General features: G+C 53.7%; 12 protein-coding genes. 1 reads left to right on the top strand and 11 read right to left on the bottom strand.

Annotated elements, in window-relative coordinates; genetic code table 11:
- The first annotated feature begins 101 nt into the window (after nt 1-101).
- Complete coding sequence (locus tag J2I46_RS14990) at nt 102-3,515, top strand: VCBS repeat-containing protein (protein ID WP_229379770.1); 3,414 nt, start codon at nt 102-104, stop codon at nt 3,513-3,515.
- A gap of 96 nt (nt 3,516-3,611) precedes the next feature.
- On the opposite strand, the gene J2I46_RS14985 is transcribed toward J2I46_RS14990, so the two are convergent.
- From J2I46_RS14985 to J2I46_RS14935, 11 genes are all read right to left on the bottom strand, one after another.
- Nucleotides 3,612-4,910 (bottom strand): serine hydrolase, encoded by a 1,299-nt coding sequence (locus J2I46_RS14985; protein WP_207329856.1) that lies wholly within the window; start codon nt 4,908-4,910, stop codon nt 3,612-3,614.
- Between the two features lie 15 nt (nt 4,911-4,925).
- The gene (locus J2I46_RS14980) at nt 4,926-5,480 is read right to left on the bottom strand and encodes a cupin domain-containing protein (RefSeq protein WP_207329855.1); all 555 of its coding nucleotides are present in this window, start codon (nt 5,478-5,480) and stop codon (nt 4,926-4,928) included.
- Between the two features lie 364 nt (nt 5,481-5,844).
- The gene (locus J2I46_RS14975; protein WP_207329854.1) at nt 5,845-7,614 is read right to left on the bottom strand and encodes a hypothetical protein; all 1,770 of its coding nucleotides are present in this window, start codon (nt 7,612-7,614) and stop codon (nt 5,845-5,847) included.
- A gap of 203 nt (nt 7,615-7,817) precedes the next feature.
- Nucleotides 7,818-9,437 (bottom strand): RagB/SusD family nutrient uptake outer membrane protein, encoded by a 1,620-nt coding sequence (locus J2I46_RS14970; RefSeq protein ID WP_207329853.1) that lies wholly within the window; start codon nt 9,435-9,437, stop codon nt 7,818-7,820.
- Between the two features lie 20 nt (nt 9,438-9,457).
- The gene (locus J2I46_RS14965) at nt 9,458-12,853 is read right to left on the bottom strand and encodes a SusC/RagA family TonB-linked outer membrane protein (RefSeq protein WP_229379769.1); all 3,396 of its coding nucleotides are present in this window, start codon (nt 12,851-12,853) and stop codon (nt 9,458-9,460) included.
- 113 nt (nt 12,854-12,966) lie between these two features.
- Nucleotides 12,967-14,052 carry a FecR family protein gene (locus J2I46_RS14960; protein WP_207329852.1) on the bottom strand — a complete coding sequence of 362 codons (1,086 nt, stop codon included), beginning with the start codon at nt 14,050-14,052 and terminating at the stop codon, nt 12,967-12,969.
- 64 nt (nt 14,053-14,116) lie between these two features.
- Nucleotides 14,117-14,734 (bottom strand): RNA polymerase sigma factor, encoded by a 618-nt coding sequence (locus J2I46_RS14955; protein WP_207329851.1) that lies wholly within the window; start codon nt 14,732-14,734, stop codon nt 14,117-14,119.
- 19 nt (nt 14,735-14,753) lie between these two features.
- Complete coding sequence (locus J2I46_RS14950; RefSeq protein WP_207329850.1) at nt 14,754-15,518, bottom strand: cupin domain-containing protein; 765 nt, start codon at nt 15,516-15,518, stop codon at nt 14,754-14,756.
- 166 nt (nt 15,519-15,684) lie between these two features.
- Nucleotides 15,685-17,196: a glycoside hydrolase family 32 protein gene (locus J2I46_RS14945; protein WP_207329849.1), complete on the bottom strand. Its 1,512-nt coding sequence runs from the start codon at nt 17,194-17,196 to the stop codon at nt 15,685-15,687.
- A 196-nt stretch (nt 17,197-17,392) separates the two neighbouring features.
- Nucleotides 17,393-18,283 carry a carbohydrate kinase family protein gene (locus tag J2I46_RS14940; protein ID WP_207329848.1) on the bottom strand — a complete coding sequence of 297 codons (891 nt, stop codon included), beginning with the start codon at nt 18,281-18,283 and terminating at the stop codon, nt 17,393-17,395.
- A gap of 4 nt (nt 18,284-18,287) precedes the next feature.
- Entirely contained in the window at nt 18,288-19,613 is a 1,326-nt protein-coding gene (locus tag J2I46_RS14935) for a sugar porter family MFS transporter (protein ID WP_207329847.1), read from the bottom strand.
- Nucleotides 19,614-19,923 lie beyond the last annotated feature (310 nt).

Below are 19,923 nucleotides of genomic sequence, written 5' to 3'. Positions count from 1 at the left end.
TATTGCTTTCGCCCAGCCTGTCGAAGGGCCAAGCGAAAGCAATACTCATACTAAGCAAATAAACCCTGTACTAAGACAACAATCCATTACCCATCAATTCATTGAAACCCATACAATACATCTTCTTCCTTCTTCTCTCCACCATCTGGGGCTGTAAAACCGCGCCTGGCGAGCCGAAGCTATTCGAGACACTCGATTCGGCGAAAACCGGCGTGACGTTCGTGAATCGACTGACCGATACGCCGCAACTGAATATCATCGACTACCTCTACTACTACAACGGAGCAGGCGTGTCGGCGGGGGATGTGAACAACGACGGGCTGACGGATCTGTATTTCGTTTCAAATCAGGGCGCGAACAAACTGTACCTAAACAGAACGAAAAAAGGCGAATCACCCCATTTCGACGACATAACCAACAAGGCGGCCGTAGCTGGAAAAGCCGACTGGCAAACCGGCACGACGATGGCCGATGTGAACGGTGACGGACTGCTCGATATTTACGTGTGTGCGGTTAGCGGTTTTAAAGGCAGTGCGAACGTACCTACGAAGGGTCGGAACGAGCTGTACATCAACAACGGCCCTGGCCCAGGCGGAGTGCCGACCTTTACCGAGCAGGCCGAAGCCTACGGACTGGCGTTCGCGGGCTATTCGACCCAGGCCGCTTTCTTCGATTATGATCACGACGGCGACCTCGACTGCTTTCTGCTCAACCACGCGGTTCATTCGGTGCGATCGTATGACAAGGTTACCTCCCGCAGTCAGGCCGATTCGCTGGCGGGCGATTTCCTGTTCGAGAATAAAGGCGCAGGGAAACCGTTTCAGGATGTGTCGAAGAAAGCAGGCATCTTCCAGGCACCGATGGGTTACGGGCTGGGTGTGGCGGTGGCCGATATGAACAACGACGGCTGGGAAGATATCTACGTCTCGAATGATTTTCACGAGGACGACTACCTGTACCTGAATAACCAGCACGGCCAATTCTCGAACGTGGCCCCGCAGCGATTGGCCCATACCAGCCGCTTTTCGATGGGGAACGATGCTGCCGATGTGAACCACGACGGCTACACCGATCTGGTAACCCTCGACATGTATCCGGAAGACGAAACCGTCGAAAAATCATCGGCGGGCGAAGATCCGCTGGATATCTACACGTACAAACTGGCATATGGCTACATGAATCAGTACAGCCGGAATTGCCTGCAACTGAATCAGAACGGCCAGCGATTTGCCGAAGTGGCCGCGCTATCGGGCATTGCCGCTACCGACTGGAGCTGGTCGCCACTGCTGGCCGATTATGATCTCGACGGGCAAACGGATCTGTTTATTGCCAATGGCATCGTTCGTCGCCCCAACGACCTTGATTACGTCAAATATGTGTCGAATGATTCGGTGCAGGCAGCGATGGGTACGTCAGCCGAGGCGTTACAGAAGACGATTCAGGTTATGCCGGAAGGGAAGGTGCATAACTACCTCTACCGGGGAACGCCCACGTTGCAGTTTCACGACAAGTCGCTGGCCTGGGGGTTCGACGTACCGAACTGCGCCAGCGGAGCCGCCTACGCCGATCTGGATAACGACGGAGACCTGGACCTGATCACCAATAACCTGAACGACCCGGCCGATATCTACCTGAATCAGACAAACGTGTTGTTCCCCGATCATACCTACCTGAGCGTTCAGCTACAGGGCAGTGGTGGCAACACCGCCGGGGTAGGGGCGAAGGTGATTGTGCGCTACGGAAAGGGCGGCGATAGTCTGCAACTGCAGCAATTGATGCCAACACGTGGCTTTCAATCATCAGTGGAGCCGCGCCTGACCTTTGGGCTGGGTACCCGGAAAACCATCGATTCGCTGATTGTCATCTGGCCGAACCAGCAGATGGAGGTGCGCACCAACGTACCTGCCAGCCAGCAATTGGTGCTGAAACAAACCGACGCGAAACTCGACGGAAGCAGGTACGTTATCGCCTCGTCGACAAGAGCGCACGTTGCCCAATTGTTCACCGAAGCTACAGATTCAACGATCGTACCGTACCGCCACCGTGAGAACACCTATTATCAGGATTTCTCCCGCGAGTCGCTGATGCCGTTTAAAGTATCCACCGAGGGGCCGCGCCTGGCGGTGGGTGACGTGAATGGTGATGGACTCGACGATGTATATGCCGGTGGGGCACGTGACCAGCCAGGTACGTTGCTGCTGCAAACGCCAGCGGGTCGGTTCGTAGCCAGTCCGCAGCCAGCTACGGCCGCTGATTCTGCGTCGGAAGATGTGGACGCGCTCTTTTTTGATGCCGACGGTGATCACGATCTGGACTTGTACGTGGTGTCGGGTGGGAATGAATTCTCGAAAAATGATCCGCCGCTGGCCGATCGGTTGTATATCAATTCGGGTGGGCAATTCGCGAAATCGGCTGGCCTACCCAAATTAGCGGGTAACAAAAGCTGTGTCCGTGCCGCGGACATCGATGGTGACGGCGATCTGGATTTGTTCGTGGGGGGGCGCGTGCTGGCAAAAAATTATGGCCAGACGCCCGACTCGTACCTGCTGATTAATAACGGCAAAGGGCAGTTCGTCATAGAAACAGATCAGCGGGCGCCCGGTCTCCGTCTGGCTGGCATGGTCACCGACGCCGTCTGGGCCGACCTGAACAACGACCGCCAGCCCGATCTGGTGGTGGTGGGCGACTGGATGGCTCCGCGCGTATTCATGAATCAAAAAGGGAAATTCACCGAGGCAGACAAACCGTTTGGCGACGTGCCCATGAGCGGTTTCTGGCAATGCCTAACCGCCGCCGACTTCGATAAAGATGGCGATACGGATCTGATGGCGGGCAATCTGGGCCTGAATACCAAATTCCGAAAAGGGCCGGATGGACAACTACACATGTGGGTGAAAGATATCGACGGTAACCAGACTACCGACCAGGTATTGGCTTACAAACGGCCGGGTAATAGCGACGACTGGTTCCCCGTGGCGACCAAAGATGAACTGGGTAAACAGATGCCTGGCATCATCAACAAACGGTACGTAGCCTACAATAGCATTGCCGGAAAACCTATTTCAGATATCTTCAAGCCAACTGACCTAGCCGATACCGACGAGCGAAACGTTGATCAGTTTGCGTCAGTCTATCTGGAAAATGTAGGTGGAAAAGGCGAGTCGCCCACCTTCCAGGTACGTCCGTTGCCAATCTTGGCGCAGGTTTCCAAAGTATTTGCCTTAACGCCTTTCGATGCGGATGGCGACGGTGATCTGGACGTGCTGGGTGGTGGGAATTTCTACGGAGTAAGCACGTATCAGGGCCGTTACGATGCCAGTAGCGGTTTTATTCTGATCAATACGAATGGCCAGTTCACTGCGCCATCGCCGTACGAGACTGGTTTCGTGCTAAACGGCGAAATTCGTTCTATCGTACCGGTTCAGGGCCGCACCGGTCAGTTTGTGCTGGTTGGGCGAAATAGTGGCCGGGTGCAGGTGTTTACCACCTATAAGGTCGGCACGGAGATCTTATAGGTGTTTACTAGTCTGCTTTGCGTTTCCGTGTATTGCTGACCCTAAGCCTGTCGAAGGGCCCAGCGCCAGCAATACACGGAAACGCAAAGCAAAAAGCTAATTATCCACGCCCTTCACCGTTGGCCGCCCGTCATTAACGCGCTTCTCGTAGGTTACCTTAAAGCGCGACAGATCAGGTTTGTAGGTACGTTTTCGACGTAGCTCGTGCTGGTAAATCGTTTGACCCAACTGGTACAGGAACGGCCAGCCAACGGTTTCATCATCGTATTTGTCGTCATTCAGAATACCGTCGCTATTGACGTAGATCACGGCAGTAAGCATGTACTCGACCTTGTTTTTGAAATCAGCTACGTACGACGCGTCGGTCAGGAAACCGTAGGCCCAACCCACTTTGTTGAACACGCGAACGCCGTCGGGCATGGGGTGCAGGGTATCGCGGAAGAAGAACTTGACGTAGCTGTCGTAGTACATTTTCGGGTCGTACTTGGGGTAGTTCGTTTCGCCCGGTGTCTGCGACAGGTACTGGTACAGGAAGGAGTAATCATCTTGCGTCAGGTTGAAGCGTTGCTTTTCGGGTACTGATTCCGGAAATAATGTCGATTGTAGAATCTGTTGCAGCGATTCGAGCGGGAGCTTGTTGCGCATCGTGAAATCGAAGGGTTTTTTCACCAGACTATCGCCTACGTAGTGCGCATTGCCGAGGCGGGCTTCGCGGCGAAAATCGAACGGGTCAGTATTGTAGGCGGCGGGTTGGGTGTAAATGGTGGAGCCGTCTTTGTCGATGAACCGAACGGGGTTTGTGTGGCGGTTTTCCTCGGCACTCATGCGCACGAAGCGATGCGTAATGCGCGTGTCGGGATACCCCTTAGCGTGTAGCGACCGGTTGATCTGCTGCTGACCCACAAACTCATACATCCGGCTGTATGGATCATTTTCACTCACCAGAAAGGCTTTTCTGATCAGGTGCGCTATCGACGGATAGCCCGATTCAGCGGTTTTGTCGGTCCATTCCCTGGTCTGTTTGCTATAGGCACTGTCGAACTGCATCGGCGTGAATTTGGTGAGGCGCGGGTTTTTCAGGCTGTTTAGCTTCTCCAGTGAGAGCAGGGCCAGCGGCAGTTTTACCGTCGAAGCCGGATTGAAGTACTCGGTGCTATCGACCCGGAAATAGTAGTTGGTGAACGAGGGCCGGTTTGCCTTGTCGCGGTCAATCTGCGTATAGATGATCTGCACCCGGTACTCATCGGGCCGTTGCATCACCTGCTGAAAAATAGGGCTTTTATTCGTTTTAAGCAGATTGGTCAGGTGTGTGTCTGTTCGGGCCTGGCCATGAGCGGGCAGGGTAAACAGACTGGCGATAAGCAGGCAGGTGAACGTGTTGATAAGAAGGCGCATAGCCCAAATATACGGTCAATCCGGCGTAAGCGGAGGTCCGACGAAATGAGTATCGTTTTGGGCGGCTAATGCCCTTCTTGCTTCCGGACTCTGATCGGGTAATTTACTGGCTGTTAAGAAGTACTCTTCCATCTTACCGGCAGGCTGGTGCATAACAATCAGGCGGGCCACGCCTTCGCTTGTCTTCACAAAGGCATGCGCCATACCCTTTGGGATCATCAGCGAATCACCGGGCTTCAGCCGAAGCGTTTCATCACCCGCCTGAAACTTGAACTCGCCATCGACGATCCAGAACCACTCATCGAGTTTTTCGTGAACGTGTAGGGGCGGACCTACTTTTTTGGGTCGTAGCGTATCGAAAACAACGAATTGACCCTCCGTGTCTTTCCCCGATACTTTAATGTCGAACTGAGCGTCAAGAAACGTAAACCGGTTTGCAAACCGGTCTTCGCCTGCCCGAACCATAATTGCTTTTCGTGGCTCTTCGGATGACGCAACTGCTGTTGATGGTAGAAGAAGTGGCGCTACCGACGCTAAGGCAGGTAGTTGGAGGAAAAGTCGACGTTTCATATGCGATTGAGTTAATAATCAGCTACTTGTTGAAGGTAGAGATTCTACCTGCGTAGCCTGCCAATCGTTTAGGAAGCGGTTGGTAATCAGGTAATCTATTCGTTATCGGTCGTGGTATTTACGATGTGAATTACGGATAGTTGCGTTAGCACCTCGCTTCGCGCTGTAGTGTAATTGCTTTTTGCACTAAGCCCTTCGACAGGCTCGGCGCCCCCGGCTCAGGGTGACAAGCCCACTCAAGGTCGTCATGCACCTGCTGGATGTGCATTGTCACCCTGAGCCGGGGGCGCCGAGCCTGTCGAAGGGACCGCGCGCGAAGCAGTTACACTACAGCGCGAAGCAATATATGTGCGTCAGTAAGACATCACCCAATCTTGATCGTGTGCTGGAAAGGCGTCAAGCCGGTCAGGTACACGTGCATGCCGGGGGTGCGGAGCGTGCCGAAATGGGTGGCGTACAGTTCGCCTTCCAGGCCGGTGAGTTTCGGTTGTTCGAACGTACCCGGCCCGAAAGTGATGGAGTCATTCCCTGCCTTGTATTCGCCGGTGCCACTTTCCAGGGCGTAGTTATCGGTGCCGTCGTCGAGCTTTTTTACGCCGGTCAACCGCCCGCCTTCCCTGAAGCATAACTCAAGTGTGACGTGTACGCCTGCTATGCCCGTTACGTTGAAAGCCAGTGTATTCGCGCCGTTCGTTTCTTCGACGCCGACTGTTACCGTCAGCTTGCTGATGTTACTTTTAGGGCGGTGCTCAAAATCCATCTTGTTCCAGAACCGGCCGTCGGTGCTGGGGCTGTGTTTGTAGTTGCCATCAGCCTTTTTGAACTGAGCGGTCAGTGGCTGGTAGTACGGCGCTTCAATGGTGCGTTGCAACACGTACCTGTTACCCACCTTCGTAATGCCTTCGCTGTGGAAATAGCCGGTACTGAAAAAGTCCGTCGACAGGCGCAGGTAGTTCAGGATGGCCGCTCCTTTACGGAAAGCGAAGAAATTGGGGCTGTTGGCCCGGCCCGAGGCAATGAGCAGTGGAAAGTCGGTGCCGCCAAACAACGTGGTGGTCGTATCATTCCGGCGGATGCGCACCAGGCTTGTCTCCCGAATGAACTTCTCGAAGATTACCGGCGGACTCTTCGGCACAGGCGGTGCCTGTTTGAATACGGGCTCTTCCAGGTAGTACGGAAGCAGGTCTTTCAGCACTAGTTCATCGAAATCCGGCATGGTTTTGATGAACTCGGCTATCGCCGCAAATTCAGGATTTTTGTCATGAATGGCCATGAACGTGTAATCCTGAAAATAGTGGTGATTCAGCAGGTTGATGGTCTGGTACTGATCCTGCCGTCTCGACGCGTTCGTCACCAGCTCACCGTTGGGCTCTGTCTGGTAGTACACCAGGTTCAGGTTCCTGCGAACGGGTTCCAGCAGCTCGGGTCGTTTCAACAGGCTGGCCATTGTAATCAGCGACCGGTCTATCACCTCCGAGTAGATCATGCTTCGCTCCAGGTAATTGCCCTCCCGGTCGCAGTAAATGCCTTCCGACAGCCACTCGTTGATGCGCTTAACGTACCCAGGATTGGGATACAGCGCGTTGATTTTGGCCAACGCGCCCGACACCACCCAGCGGTGATTGGGCGTATGTACACCGCCCGTCCGCATGGCCTCGCCAGCCTTCACGATGAACTGTTTCAACAGCGTTTTTACCTCGGTCAACGCACCTGACGAATTCGCGTTCAGGATGGTAGCACCAGCGCATAACGGCTCCATAATGAAGGCCGTATCGGGCGGGGAGGCCAGATTGCCCAGATCAAGTGTACCGTCTTCGTGCTGTGATTTCAGCAATGCCCGAACGATCTTTTCCAGGTACGGTACCAGCTCGTTTTTCTGGTAATAGCTCGACGTAGGTTCGCAGTAGGCAGCAGCCAGATTGGCCATGTCGAACCCCAACCGCCGCCTCACTGCGGTTATTTCCGGCTTAAGGGCTTCTACTAGCTTCCTAACCTCTTTGCCATTGGCGGCAACGATCCGTTTATAAAAATCGTCTGGTGCCGAAGCGGCAATAGTTGCGTAAGGGGCCAGACCAATGAGGGTACCGTAGGCGATGCATTGTTTGAGGAAGAGCGCTCTCGAAAGTGGGGGCATAAAGTGTTGAGTAGGGAAAGTGGGTGACTTATTAGAGTGCCGTTGTCGCTTGCCTGTGGCGAGTGACCACTATCAGTAGGGCCTCTGGCCCGTTGGTTGAATGATACCGAATGTTGATCGTCAACTGGTTCATTAGCTACCAACGGGCCAGAGGCCCTGTTGTTAATGGTCACTCGCCACAGGCAAGCGACAACGAGCGGATGTTAATACCCCGGATTCTGTGTCAGGGCTGGGTTTACGGTGAAGGCACCAGTTGGAATTGGGAAGATGCGTCTGTAGGCGCTTGCATCAGTCTTGAATCCCCATTTGCCTTCAAACTTACCAAACCGGATCATGTCATTGCGGTGCCAGGTTTCCCAGGCGAACTCACGGCAGCGTTCGGCGTAGATGTCTTCCAGGTTTACACTCGTCAAGGCCGGTGAGGTAGTCCGGTTGGCCCGTAGCTGGTTCATCAGCGACAGCGCCGTTTGGCCCTGCGTAGCAGCACCGCCACGCAGAATAGCTTCCGCTTTCATTAGAATAATGTCTGAGTACCGGAACAGCGGCACGTCGTTGTTCTGGTTACGCGAGGTCGATGACGCATCGGGATAGAACTTAACGTTCCGGTAGCCCATATTCCAGGCAATCTCGTCGTTACCACAGTCGTAGGTTGCCTCATCTTGCCGGAGCACAACGTTGGGTGTCAGGTTCACCTGATACGTGAAAGCCGTTCCCCCGTCTGAACCGGCGTAAGTCTGGTCGTACCCTTTTTTGGTCGTTGTTACCGTCAGCGGCGTTACACCATCGGCCAGGAACTGGGGTCCGGTGAGCCACTGATTATTCCGGATGTCGTTCGGGTCTTTGAAATTGACGTAGAACTCGGGCAGTGTGCTTCTCGGCGCGCTCGGCGTAAACGGCAGGTTGAACCGTTTTGTGTGCGAACGGGGTACGTCGTACCGGGCGTGGTACATGTTGCTGTTCGTACCCGGTAAAGCGCCCGCCGCCGGGTCGTACGGAATGGCGAAGATGAATTCCTTCATCTGCGGACCATTGTTGGGGTAGAACATTTGCAGGTACGTCGACCGGGGTTCAATGGCGTACAGGCCCGAGTTGATCACGCTGTCGCAGGCCACCACGGCATCGCTGTATCGCTGGGTGCCGGTGTAGTATTCCGAGTTCAGGTACATCTTGGCCAGCAACGCAAAGCCCGTGAATTTGTTGGCCCGGCCGTAAATAGCCTGTCCCGATGCCCTGCTCAGATTAGGTAGCGCCGCCTTCACTTCTGATTCGATAAACTTGAACACCTGCGCTCTGGGTACGTTCGGGTGCGCCGAAAAGTCGCCATAGGTCGTGTCGAGGGGTACGTTGCCATACAGGTCCATCATCATAAAATAAGACAGCGCACGGACCATTCTCAACTCGGCCAAGTTCATTGCTTTGCCGGGTGTCGAGGCGGGTACGGTCGTGCTCAGGATCGACATGGCCTGGTTGGTGGTACCAATTACGAGCGAAAGCCAGTTCCAGGTGCTGTTTGTCGTTCCGTGGTCTTTGGTCCAGTCGTGGTAATGGAGCATCCGGTAGCCCTGGTTATCGTACCAGTTGCCACCCCGGGCAGGCAAAATGGCCTCGTCGGTACTCAGCGACTGCATGAACCAGTAATCGAGCGAGAAGTTACCGCGAAGGGCGGCATAGGGTGGGCCAGATGCCTGAATGAACTGCGAGGTATTCTGGGGGAAAATGTCGGGGGTCAATGAGGTCGTGATGGGAACATTGACGTCATGACAGGCCGAAAACAGGTAAGTGATCAATACCAGTAACGTGCCGTAGGAGAGGTGCTTTTTCATTGGTTTTCCTGGCTAGTAGATTAAAATGACACGTTTACGCCCAACAGAAAGGTGCGGGTTTTGGGGTAGAAGTTGTTCGAATCAACACCCGGTGCAAGCCCGCCCTGATTTACTTCAGGGTCAATGCCTTTGTAGTTGGTGATCACAAACGCGTTATTCACCGACGTGTAGATCCGAACCGTTCTGAGGTACTGGTTCAGGTTTTTGAGGGTATAGCCCAGCGTGGCGTTGTCGAGCCGTACGTAGCTGCCATCTTCGATAAAGCGGCTCGAATACTTGAACGAGTTAACGTCCGTTGCTTTCTCATCAGCGGCGTCGACCAGGATGTTGGTGAACTGAGCTGTGCTTGGTCGGAACAGGTCGGCACGGGTAGCGTTGAATATTTTGTTGCCAAATACCCCCCGGAAAAAGATGTTCAGGTCCAGATTACCGTAACGCAGGGTGTTGGTCCAGCCCAGGAGTAGTTTCGGTTGCGGACTCCCCAGATACTTGTAGTCGGCGCCAATGACGGGGGTTGTTGTGAGCGCGCCGCTACGGTTTACATATTGTGATACACCCTTGTCATTCTTACCTGCGTATTCGAGGGTGAAAAATTGCCCTACCGGTTGCCCTGCCTTCAGAATCTGTAACGTGCTGCCCGTTTGTCCGCCACCTTCAGGCTGCGTGATACGCACCGAGTCGCCGCCAACAAACAGCGGATTCGTGAGGCTGATAATCTTGTTCTCGTTATGGGCCAAGTTCAGGCCTGTTGTCCAGCTGAATTTGCCAGTTTGTACCGGCGTAGCGTTCAGGCTCAACTCAACACCTTTGTTGCTCATGCTGCCGCCATTGGCAATAATACTGCCGGCCGGCACCAGCACCGGATTTACCCGGTACGAATAGATCATGCCGGTGGTCTCCTTATTATACCATTCAACGGTGCCGCTTACTTTCCCTTTCAGAATCGTAAAATCGAGGCCAACATTAGCCGTTGCCGTTTTCTCCCATTGCAGATTCGGGTTGGCGGCCTGCGTTGGGCCGTAGGCTGCCGTTTGCACGCCATTGTAGTAGTACGTACCCAGGCTACCCGAAATGAACTGCGCGGTGTAGGCATTGAAACCCGATGAGTTACCCGTTACGCCGTAGCTGGCCCGAAATTTCAGATCGCTGAACAGGTTCTGGTTCTGCATGAACTTCTCCTGATCGATGCGCCAGGCTACACCCGCCGCCGGAAAATAACCCCATTGGTTGTTCTCGCCGAAGACCGAGCTGCCATCGCGCCGGAGCGACCCCTGCACGAGGTACTTGTTCTTGTAGTTGTAGTTCAACCGGGCGAAATCAGAAATCAGGCGTGTCTCCTGGTAAATGCCATCGGGGCCGAAGTTGATCCGGTACGACGAAATGGCGTATGGGTTACTCAGGGCGAAGTTGTTATAGCCAATATTGTCGACGGGGAAGTTCGTGCTCGACGTTTGGAAGCCATCGCCCGAGACGTTACCCTGCCACGAATAACCCAGTACGGCGTTGATCGAGTGGTCACCGAATTCCTTATTCCAGGTCAGGAACGTTTCCAGCACCTTGCGCGTGGTCTGGTAGGTATTGCGCAGGGCCGAGCCGTTGGTACCAAAGTTCAGCAGGCTATGGACGAGCGGTGGGTCGGGGTTATTATAAAAGTTGGCACTGTTGTACTGCGTGTAATAACTGGCGTACGATTCGCCATGGAGCGAGGTATTGTTCTGGTACGACAGGTTAATATCATACGACAAACCGAAGGGCAGTTGCACCTGTGTGAACAGCGAGCCAACCAGGTTATTGTACTTCGTATTGTCTTTGGCGTAGTTGATCATCGCCACGGGGTTGAAATAACCCGTATTCTGAAAATTCTCGAAATAGGTGCCGTCTGCGTTGGTTACCGGCGAAACGGGCAGGTGGTTCACCATCTGCAACAGCACGTTGTTCCGAAGGGGCGTATTGTTGGCGTTGCTATTCGAGTTGGTGATGTTCAGGCCGAACTTAACCTTGTCGTTGAAGGCCATTTGCTCAACGGCGAGGCGGGCAATAACCCGGTTCAGTGAACTTCCCTGCAAAATACCCTGCTTGTCGAGGTAGTTGATGCTGGCGCTGTAGGTACTGTGGTCGGTACCGCCGCTGATCGAAATGTTGTGGTTCTGCGAAATGGCGGTGTTGCGCTGAACGGCTGCCTGCCAGTCGGTGTTGGCGTTGAAATCGTCTCTTGGTGAGAAAGATTGCCCGTTTGCTGTTAGAAAGGCCCGCAGCTGAGTGGCGTCCATCATATTCAGCTTGCTGGATACTTTCTCCAGGCCAACGTACCCACTATAAGTGATCTGGGCCAGCCCTTTTTTGCCGCGTTTAGTAGTCACCATGATCACGCCGTTGGCTGCCCGGTTACCATAAATGGCGGTAGCGGCGGCATCTTTCAACACGTCAATAGAAGCAATATCGTCGGGGGCAATGATCGAAATGTCGGCACCCGGTACGCCATCGATCACGTAGAATGGTCCCTGCGAGCTGTTGATCGTGGATGCTCCGCGCAAAATGACGGCGGCGGGGGCGTTGGGATCACCGTTGGCCGAAATGTTCAAACCCGGTACTTTACCCTGTAACAGCTGACCCACATCGCTGATAGCACCCCGGTTCAATTCGTCGGGTTTAATGGTGCTCACGGCGCTGGTCAGGTTCTTCCGCGACTGCGTGCCGTAACCAACCACCACCACTTCGTTCAGTTGCTTGTTATCAACGCCCAGCGCCACGTCGACCGTGTTGCGGCTGCCAATAACAACTTCCTGCGTGGTGTAACCAATGAATGACAGTACCAGTGTGGCGTTTGCGTTGTCATACTGCGTTGGAATGGTGAGGCGGTAATTGCCTTCGCCATCGGTTACAGTACCGAGGCGGGTTCCTTTCAGTAAAACGCTAACACCGGGCAGGCCGCTGGCATTGGCCCCGTCGGTAATGCGGCCCGAAATGCCCCGGTCAGCCACTGCTTTCGCCTCCAACTGATTGACCGTCATCTGCGAGCCACCGGGGCCTTCACCGGTCGTGCTGCTCGTTGCCGGGTTTTTGAACAGCGCAATCTGCTTGCCCGATAGTTCGTAGCTGATGCGGAGCGGAGTGAGCAACTCACTCAATAGCACTTTTAAGGTGGCCGAGCGGGAAGCCAGGGCTACGCGCTGATCGGCCTGAATCTCTTTCGGGTTGTAGATGAACCGAACGCTGGTGGTGCGTTCCAGTTGGGCCAGTACGCTTTTCAGGCTTGTGTTGCTGGCTTTGATCAGCACCTGCTGATCAAGCACTTCCTGACCATGCGCCACGTGAGCCAGACTGGTACTCACGAATAAACTAGCGATCAGGAGTTGTGAAACCGATAGTCTCATGAGGCGGATCAGGGACGGGAAGTTACTATAGAGTTTATCCATGAGGTTAACTTGTTAGTTACTCAGGGATAGCATAGCCACTAGTTAGATACTGTATGGATTGTAATTATTTTTATAATTACTTTTCAGTAGCTGGCAGCTCCAACCAAATATACCTACTTATTATCACATCCCAGGCTGTGGATAATGATCTGGCCATCAACAATTTCGTAGGTCGATCGCGAGATTCGGCAGATAAGGTTTAGCTTCTCGAACAACGATTCGCCGGAAAGATTGGCCGTAATAAAACAGTTGTTGACCGTCAGTGGGTCATACATCACCGTGAGGCCGTAGGTCGTTTCGAGTTGCTTAAATACTTGAGCAATAGGCGCTTCGTCGAAAACGTACGCGTTTGTTTCAATAGCCTGCAGAATAATTGGCTGTGGCACCACCGATTTCACCAACCGGTTGCCCTCTTCGATAAAAGCTACCTGCTGATTGGCCGTCAGCACTACACCCGCCGATTCATTTTTCTGCAACTGACGAGCCTGCCGGATGTCTTTCCGGGTATACACAGACACCCGTCCCGAGCGCACTTCTACACTGGCGTTTTTACCTGTTGCATTAACCAGAAACGACGTACCCAGCACCTGCGTCGAAATACGGTCGGCATGGACCCAGAAGGGGCGCTTTGGATTCTTCGTGATGTTGAAGAAGGCCTTTCCGCTAAGGTATACTTCGCGCATGGAAGATGTGAACTGCCTTGGATACCGGATGGTGCTGCCCGGATGTAGGGTAATAACACTTCCATCCTGAAGGGTTAGTGCCTGTGGTGCTTTGCCGCTATTGGTCAGTTCGTTGTAGTCGGTGGCCAGCACAGGGCTGATTTCGGCCAGTCGGGCCTGCCGGTCTGTGGCGGGCTGATATACCAGAAACAGATAGCCAAGCCCAAGGATAACCGCTACCGCCGCCGCTACGGCAAACACGCGCGTCGGCCAAAGCGAACGTACTTGGTGCTTTTCCTGCTGAAGGATCGTAGTGGTCAACTGCGTTAGTTCATCCTCCGATAGATCCGCATTTTTTTCTTCCAGCGCATACAGGAATGACCGGGCCAGTTGAACCTTACCGGCCAGATCAGGGTGAGCGTCCATCCAGCGTAACCAGAATGCTTCACTCTGCGGATCCCGATGAATGACCCATTGCCGAAAGTGATCATCCCGGGTAAAGTCTTCAACGTTAAATTTCTGGTAATCGGGATTCATGAGCTGTAACTGTCAGGTTGGTAGTAGATAGCAGGAAGTCGGCTCACATACTTGTTTTTAGGCACTAATTAGAAAAAGATAGACCAACTAACAGGGGCAACAGGATCGTGGTGGTCCAGTTTTCCCGGAAACTCTTAAAGGCAACCTGCATTAAATTCGATACCGACTGCGGATTGACATCCATAATAGCCGCAATTTCATCGCGTTCCAGGTTCTGATAGAAACGCAGGTAAATGACCTCCCGCTGCCGTTTAGGTAGCTTGTTCAGGGCATCGGCAATGCGGTGGGTTGTTTCGGCCAGACTTTCCTGCTCGATCAGCGACCACTCAGGCGAGAATTCAACAAAGCTGCCGTCATTTCCCAGGCCAACCGATTCGTCTTTTTTCAAAATACGCTGCCGGTACCCTTCCCGAACGACCCGTTTTCTGACGCAACTCAGCAAGTAGGCCCGTACGCTATCGGGTGTGCTGATCCGAGCACGGCGGTTCCATATTTCAATGAACACCTCCTGCACGCAGTCTTTAACGAAGGCTTCGTCCTGCACAAACTTGTAGCCGTAGTTCTGCAACGGGTTGAAGTAGCGCGTCAGTAGCTTACCGAAAGCCAGCTCGTTGCCTTCTTTCAGCTGTTGCCAAAGCTGAACATCGAGGTTGACAGGATATGGGTTAGAACGTATGGCCATAGGTGGGTGCTAAACGACATTACTCAAACTGAAAGGCAAAGTACGTACACGGTTTTTGCGTATTGTTAGTAATGTTATGCGGCACGTTCGATTCCAGGTACGTCAGGTCGCCCGTTGTGTTCGGAATAAGCTTGCCATCAACACTCGACTCAGCCGCGTTATTTACCATGATCAGGATCTCGGCGGCGCGGTGCGTGTGCGGCGGGTGACTGGCCAGACCGTTGTTCAGCGTCGTTACGTGCATCTCGAACCGTTTGGTCATGGCCGTGGCCCGGTCGAACATGCGGCGAATACCCCCTTTGTCGTGCGGCTGAAAAGGCACTTCTTTCCAGTCGATCATCAGCGAACCGCCCGCTTTCTGTCCCCGTTCGGCGTCGGCGGGTGTTTTCGATTCGTAGCGCATGACGTAATAGGTTGCCGGTATGTTGCCTTTGTTCTCGAACCCGTGTTCATCGCCCGGCATGATCAGCGCAATACTGTTGGGGCCAAGCGTGGTCGTTTTTCCTGCAATGGTCACCGTCAGTTCACCCTCTTTGATGATGATCAGTTCTTCATCGTCATGCTTATGCGCCGGGTGTGGGGCCTGGTGTGCCGCAACTGTTGTAGTGTGTACTTCGATATGCTTAAAATCTGTGGCACTGCCTTCCAGCATTTTTCGCTGCTCGGTTCCCGGCTTCTTTACAACGGGGGCATCTTTCCAGGCATACACGGTAGACGCAATTGGCTGGGCCAGTAATGGAATAGCCGGTAGCAGGAAAAGGAGAACAACGAGGAGGCGGGGCATTGAGGGGAATGTTTAAGGTACGTTCATTAATTCGGTTGTGCTGCTCTATGGTGTATTGCTTACGTGCGCGGGCCCTTCGACCGCACGCGTGAGCAATACACGCTCCTCAAAGCAAAGGCAGGTTACGAATCTAATCGTTGTACTTCCGACAGTCCACTTACTTCTCCTATTGCACCGCCTTCGTCAGTGGCGTAAACAAGCCAGATATCGAAATGCCTGTGGCTGACTTGATATACAGCTTGTTTAACGGCTGGTTGGGGAAGAAAATATCCGTCATGACCGTGAGTCCACCATCGGCAAATAATTCGACGGAGGCGACGTCGGCCACCAAGGTAAGCGATAAGGTATTGCCCGTTGCAATGCGTGGGGCGGTGTGTCGTTTGCCGAATCCCTTCTCAAAATCCGTTTTTCCTGACTTTGACCGGTCGATGTAGTAGGAGTTGGTGCTTTTTTCGTAGCCGATCACCAATTCATTCCCCTGTTCATTGGCGAGCACAACGCTGAAGTCGTTGACCGCTGGCACTGATAGGGCGAGTTTGAACAGCGCCGATTTCTGGCCAGTTTTGGCCGAGACATCATACTGGCCCTTCACAGGTACGTTGCTCAGCGACGTTGTTTTGCCATTCAGCTTGTCCAGTTCCTTAATGGGTGTTGATGTTAGGTACAATTCCTTGTCTACTTCTCGCAGGCTCAATTCGCGCGGAACGGTGTTGGCGCTGCGCCACGGGTCGGTAGGTACGTCGCGGGCGTATTGCCAGTTGCTCATCCAGCCCATCAGGATGGTCCGGTTGCCTGTATTCGAGAACGTCACGCCGGCGTAATTATCGGTGCCGTAGTCCATCCACTTCGTTTTGGTAGAATAGGGTTTGAATGTTTTACCATCAAAATCACCCACGAAATACTGGGTGGCCGACCCGCCGTTTGGCCCGCCGGGATTAATGCTGACGAGCAGTACCCAGGCCTGTTTACCGTTATGGGTCATGGGCAACAAGTCCGGGCATTCCCACACGCCGCCGTGTGCGCCAAGATCTTTACCAAAGTCACTCTCGCGCGTCCAGTTCTTCAGGTTTGGCGACGAGTAGAAGGTAATACGATCTTTCGTCGCCAGGGTCATGATCCACTTTTTCTGTGGTGCGTACCACCGCACTTTAGGGTCACGAAAATCGGTAATGCCGGGGTTCGGTAGCACTGGATTTCCGGCGTATTTCGTCCACGTTTTGCCTTCGTCGAGGCTATAGGCCAGGCTCTGGTACTGAAACTTGTCCGACTTCGCCTTCTCCAGTTTATCGTTATGGTGCGTAAAAATGGCAACCAGTGGCGTCTTCCCGTCCTTTCCGAAACCACTGGTGTTGTTAACGTCGACAACGGCACTGCCCGAGAAAATCCAGCCGAGGCTGTCGGGGTACAGGGCAATGGGTAGTTCCTGCCAGTGAAGCATGTCTTTGCTGGTTGCGTGCCCCCAGTGCATCGGGCCCCAGACGGTAGCATCGGGGTAGTACTGGAAGAACAGGTGATACGTCCCGTTGAGGTACAGCATCCCATTCGGGTCGTTCATCCAGTGCGCCTTGGGCGAGAAATGGAACTGCGGCCGGTGTGGCACTGAACCAGTTTTGGCCTGTCCCAGCGCTACGTGGCTGAGGATGGCTAATAGCGGAATAAGGGTGAGTACGTTTTTCATGTTAGGATACGGTTTTTGTGAAGAGGTGTGAATGGTTTTTGACAGTAGGTGCTCATTGACGCTTGTCTGTGCGAATGACAAAAACTCGTCAACGGGAAAGCCCGTGGCAAAAAGAAACGTGGACTGTCTAAGGTCCACGTTCTCACTCTTCCAACTACTTCATCATAGGTTACTAATAAACAACTGAAGGATTTGATCAGGCGGCACTCGCCACATTGTATTGACGGAGAATCGTTTGTTCGGTGAATGAAGGCGTTGCGCCGGGCTGTGTCCCCACGTAGGCCCCCGCCGCACAGGCAAACGCAAGCGTTTTCTGCGGCGTTTCGCCCTGTAATGTCTTGTGGATATAAGCGGCCAGAAAGGCGTCGCCACAGCCGATGGTATCCTCCACATCGATCGGAAAACTTTCCTGGCGGGTGAAGCCGGCGGCATCGAGCAGGATGGCCCCATCATCGCCCAGCGTTACGCAAAGCGCTTCCAGATTGAACCGGTCGCGGATTTGCCGCATGGCCCGTTGCAGGTCCAGGTCGTAGCCGTACCAGTCTGACAGTTCAAGGATTTCGTGTTCGTTCAGCTTGGCAATGTCGGCCTGGTGCATCAGCTCATCAACCGTCTCCCGGTCGTAATGCGGGGCGCGGAGGTTCACGTCGAATATTTTCCGGGGAGCCACGTCGAGCAGTTCACGCAGGGTTTCGTAGGTACGTGAACTACGGGCCGCCAGGCTGCCGTAGATGAACAGATCACTTTGCTGAACCGCCTCGATCATGCCGGGCTGTAATTGAATGTAATCCCAGGCAACAGGCTGTACAATCGTGTACACCACGTCATTACTGTCCGACACGTTGGCCTGCGCCACGCCCGTTGGGTACGTGTCGCTCACTTGTACCAGATCAGTTGGGATGGCCTTTTGTTCCAGAAAATTGAGCAGCTCACGGCCCAGCGCGTCATGTCCCACGGCGCTGATCAACTGAGCATTCAGGCCAAAGTTGCGCAGGTCGGCCGCCACGTTCATGGGTGCGCCACCGGGTTGTTTGCTGGTAGGCAGGACATCCCACAGGATTTCGCCGAAACAGGTGATCTTTTTCATGACGTTAGTGCGCAAAAACGGTACGTTCGATTTTCTCCAGGCTGGTTCCTTTCGTCTCAGGCATAATGCGCAGTACGAATACGAGTTGCAGCACCATCATGACGGTGAAGAACAGGAAGGTATTGCCGCCACCGACCTGTTCAGACAGATACGGGAAGGTAAACGTGATAATCGCGGCCATGATCCAGTGGGTAAAGCTGCCGAGTGCCTGCCCACTGGCCCGCACCTCGTTCGGGAAGATTTCGGAGATGAACACCCAGATAACGGCCCCCTGCGAGAAACCAAAGAAAGCAATGTAGCCGAACAACAGGAAGGGAACGGTCATGCCGCTGAAGTCTTCGGTGTAAAACGCCCGAGCCACCAACCCGAGGGTGATGATCAGACCCACCGAGCCAATCTTCATCAGCGTACGCCGACCGTAGCGATCGATCAGGTTCATCGAAATCAAGGTGAAGATCAGGTTGATCAGGCCAATTCCTGCCGATGACAGCAGCGACGAGCTTTTGCCTAGTCCCGTCATTTCGAAAATGCGGGGGGCATAATAAATAATGGCGTTGATACCCGATACCTGGTTGAAGACCGCAAACAGCACGGCCAGCATGACGGGCGTTTTATAGTTGCCTGAAAAAAGCCGGGCCGATGCTGTCGACTCGGTGTTGCTGCGCTGAATAGCCAGCAGCGTTTCCTTCGCCGTGTCTGGGTCGATCATGTCGAGTACCTGACGGGCTTCTTCAACGTTACCCTGCTTAAGTAACAACCAGCGTGGACTTTCAGGAATCTTCAGCACGGTTACCAGGAAAATCACTGACGGAAGGGCCTGTACGCCCAGCATCCAGCGCCATGGCTCGGCACCAACATCAGCGAGCAGGAAGTTGGAGAGATAGGCAACCAAAATACCCAGCACAATATTGAACTGGAACATACCTACCAGCCGGCCCCGCGACTTGGCGGGCGAAATTTCGGTGATGTACATCGGGGCGGCCACTGATGAAGCACCAACGCCCAAACCACCCAAAAAACGGAAAATAAGGAAGATCGACCAGTTGGGGGCCAGTGCCGTGCCAAGCGAAGCCAGCAGGTAGAGAACGGCAATCCAGAACAATGTTTTCTTGCGGCCCAGTGCTTCGGCTGGAATGCCGCCCGTCATGGAGCCAATCACCGTGCCGACCAGCGCAATTGAAACCGTCAGGCCATGTTCCCACACGTTCAGGTGCCAGAGCGATTGCAGCGACTGCTCGACGCCAGAAATAACAGCGGTATCAAAGCCAAAGAGGAAGCCCCCCAAAGCGGCCGTAATCGACCAAAAGAATATGCGTTGTTTCTGACCCATGATTGACTCAAACTGTCCGTAGTGGACTTTGTTTATGGCTCAAAACTAACGCAGGTACGTCGTGTGCGCTTTCAGTAATTGTTCAAATACTTTCGATGTTCAATTGTATTGATAAGTTGTTGGTAGTGAATCGGTTGGATTGGTCGATGCCGGGGTGTCTTTTCGGTTTTGAAACGCCGTTTTCTGATTTTGTTGCACGTTGTGGGCTGGCTAGGCCTCGTGCTCCAGTGTAGTTGCTTCGCGCTGTAGGCCCTTCGACAGGCTCAGGGTGACAAAGCACATCTAGATGTTGATGATGAACTTGAGTGGG

This window comes from Fibrella forsythiae, from assembly GCF_017353175.1.
Lineage (GTDB): Bacteria > Bacteroidota > Bacteroidia > Cytophagales > Spirosomataceae > Fibrella > Fibrella forsythiae.
This window is presented reverse-complemented; position numbering and strand designations above follow the sequence as displayed.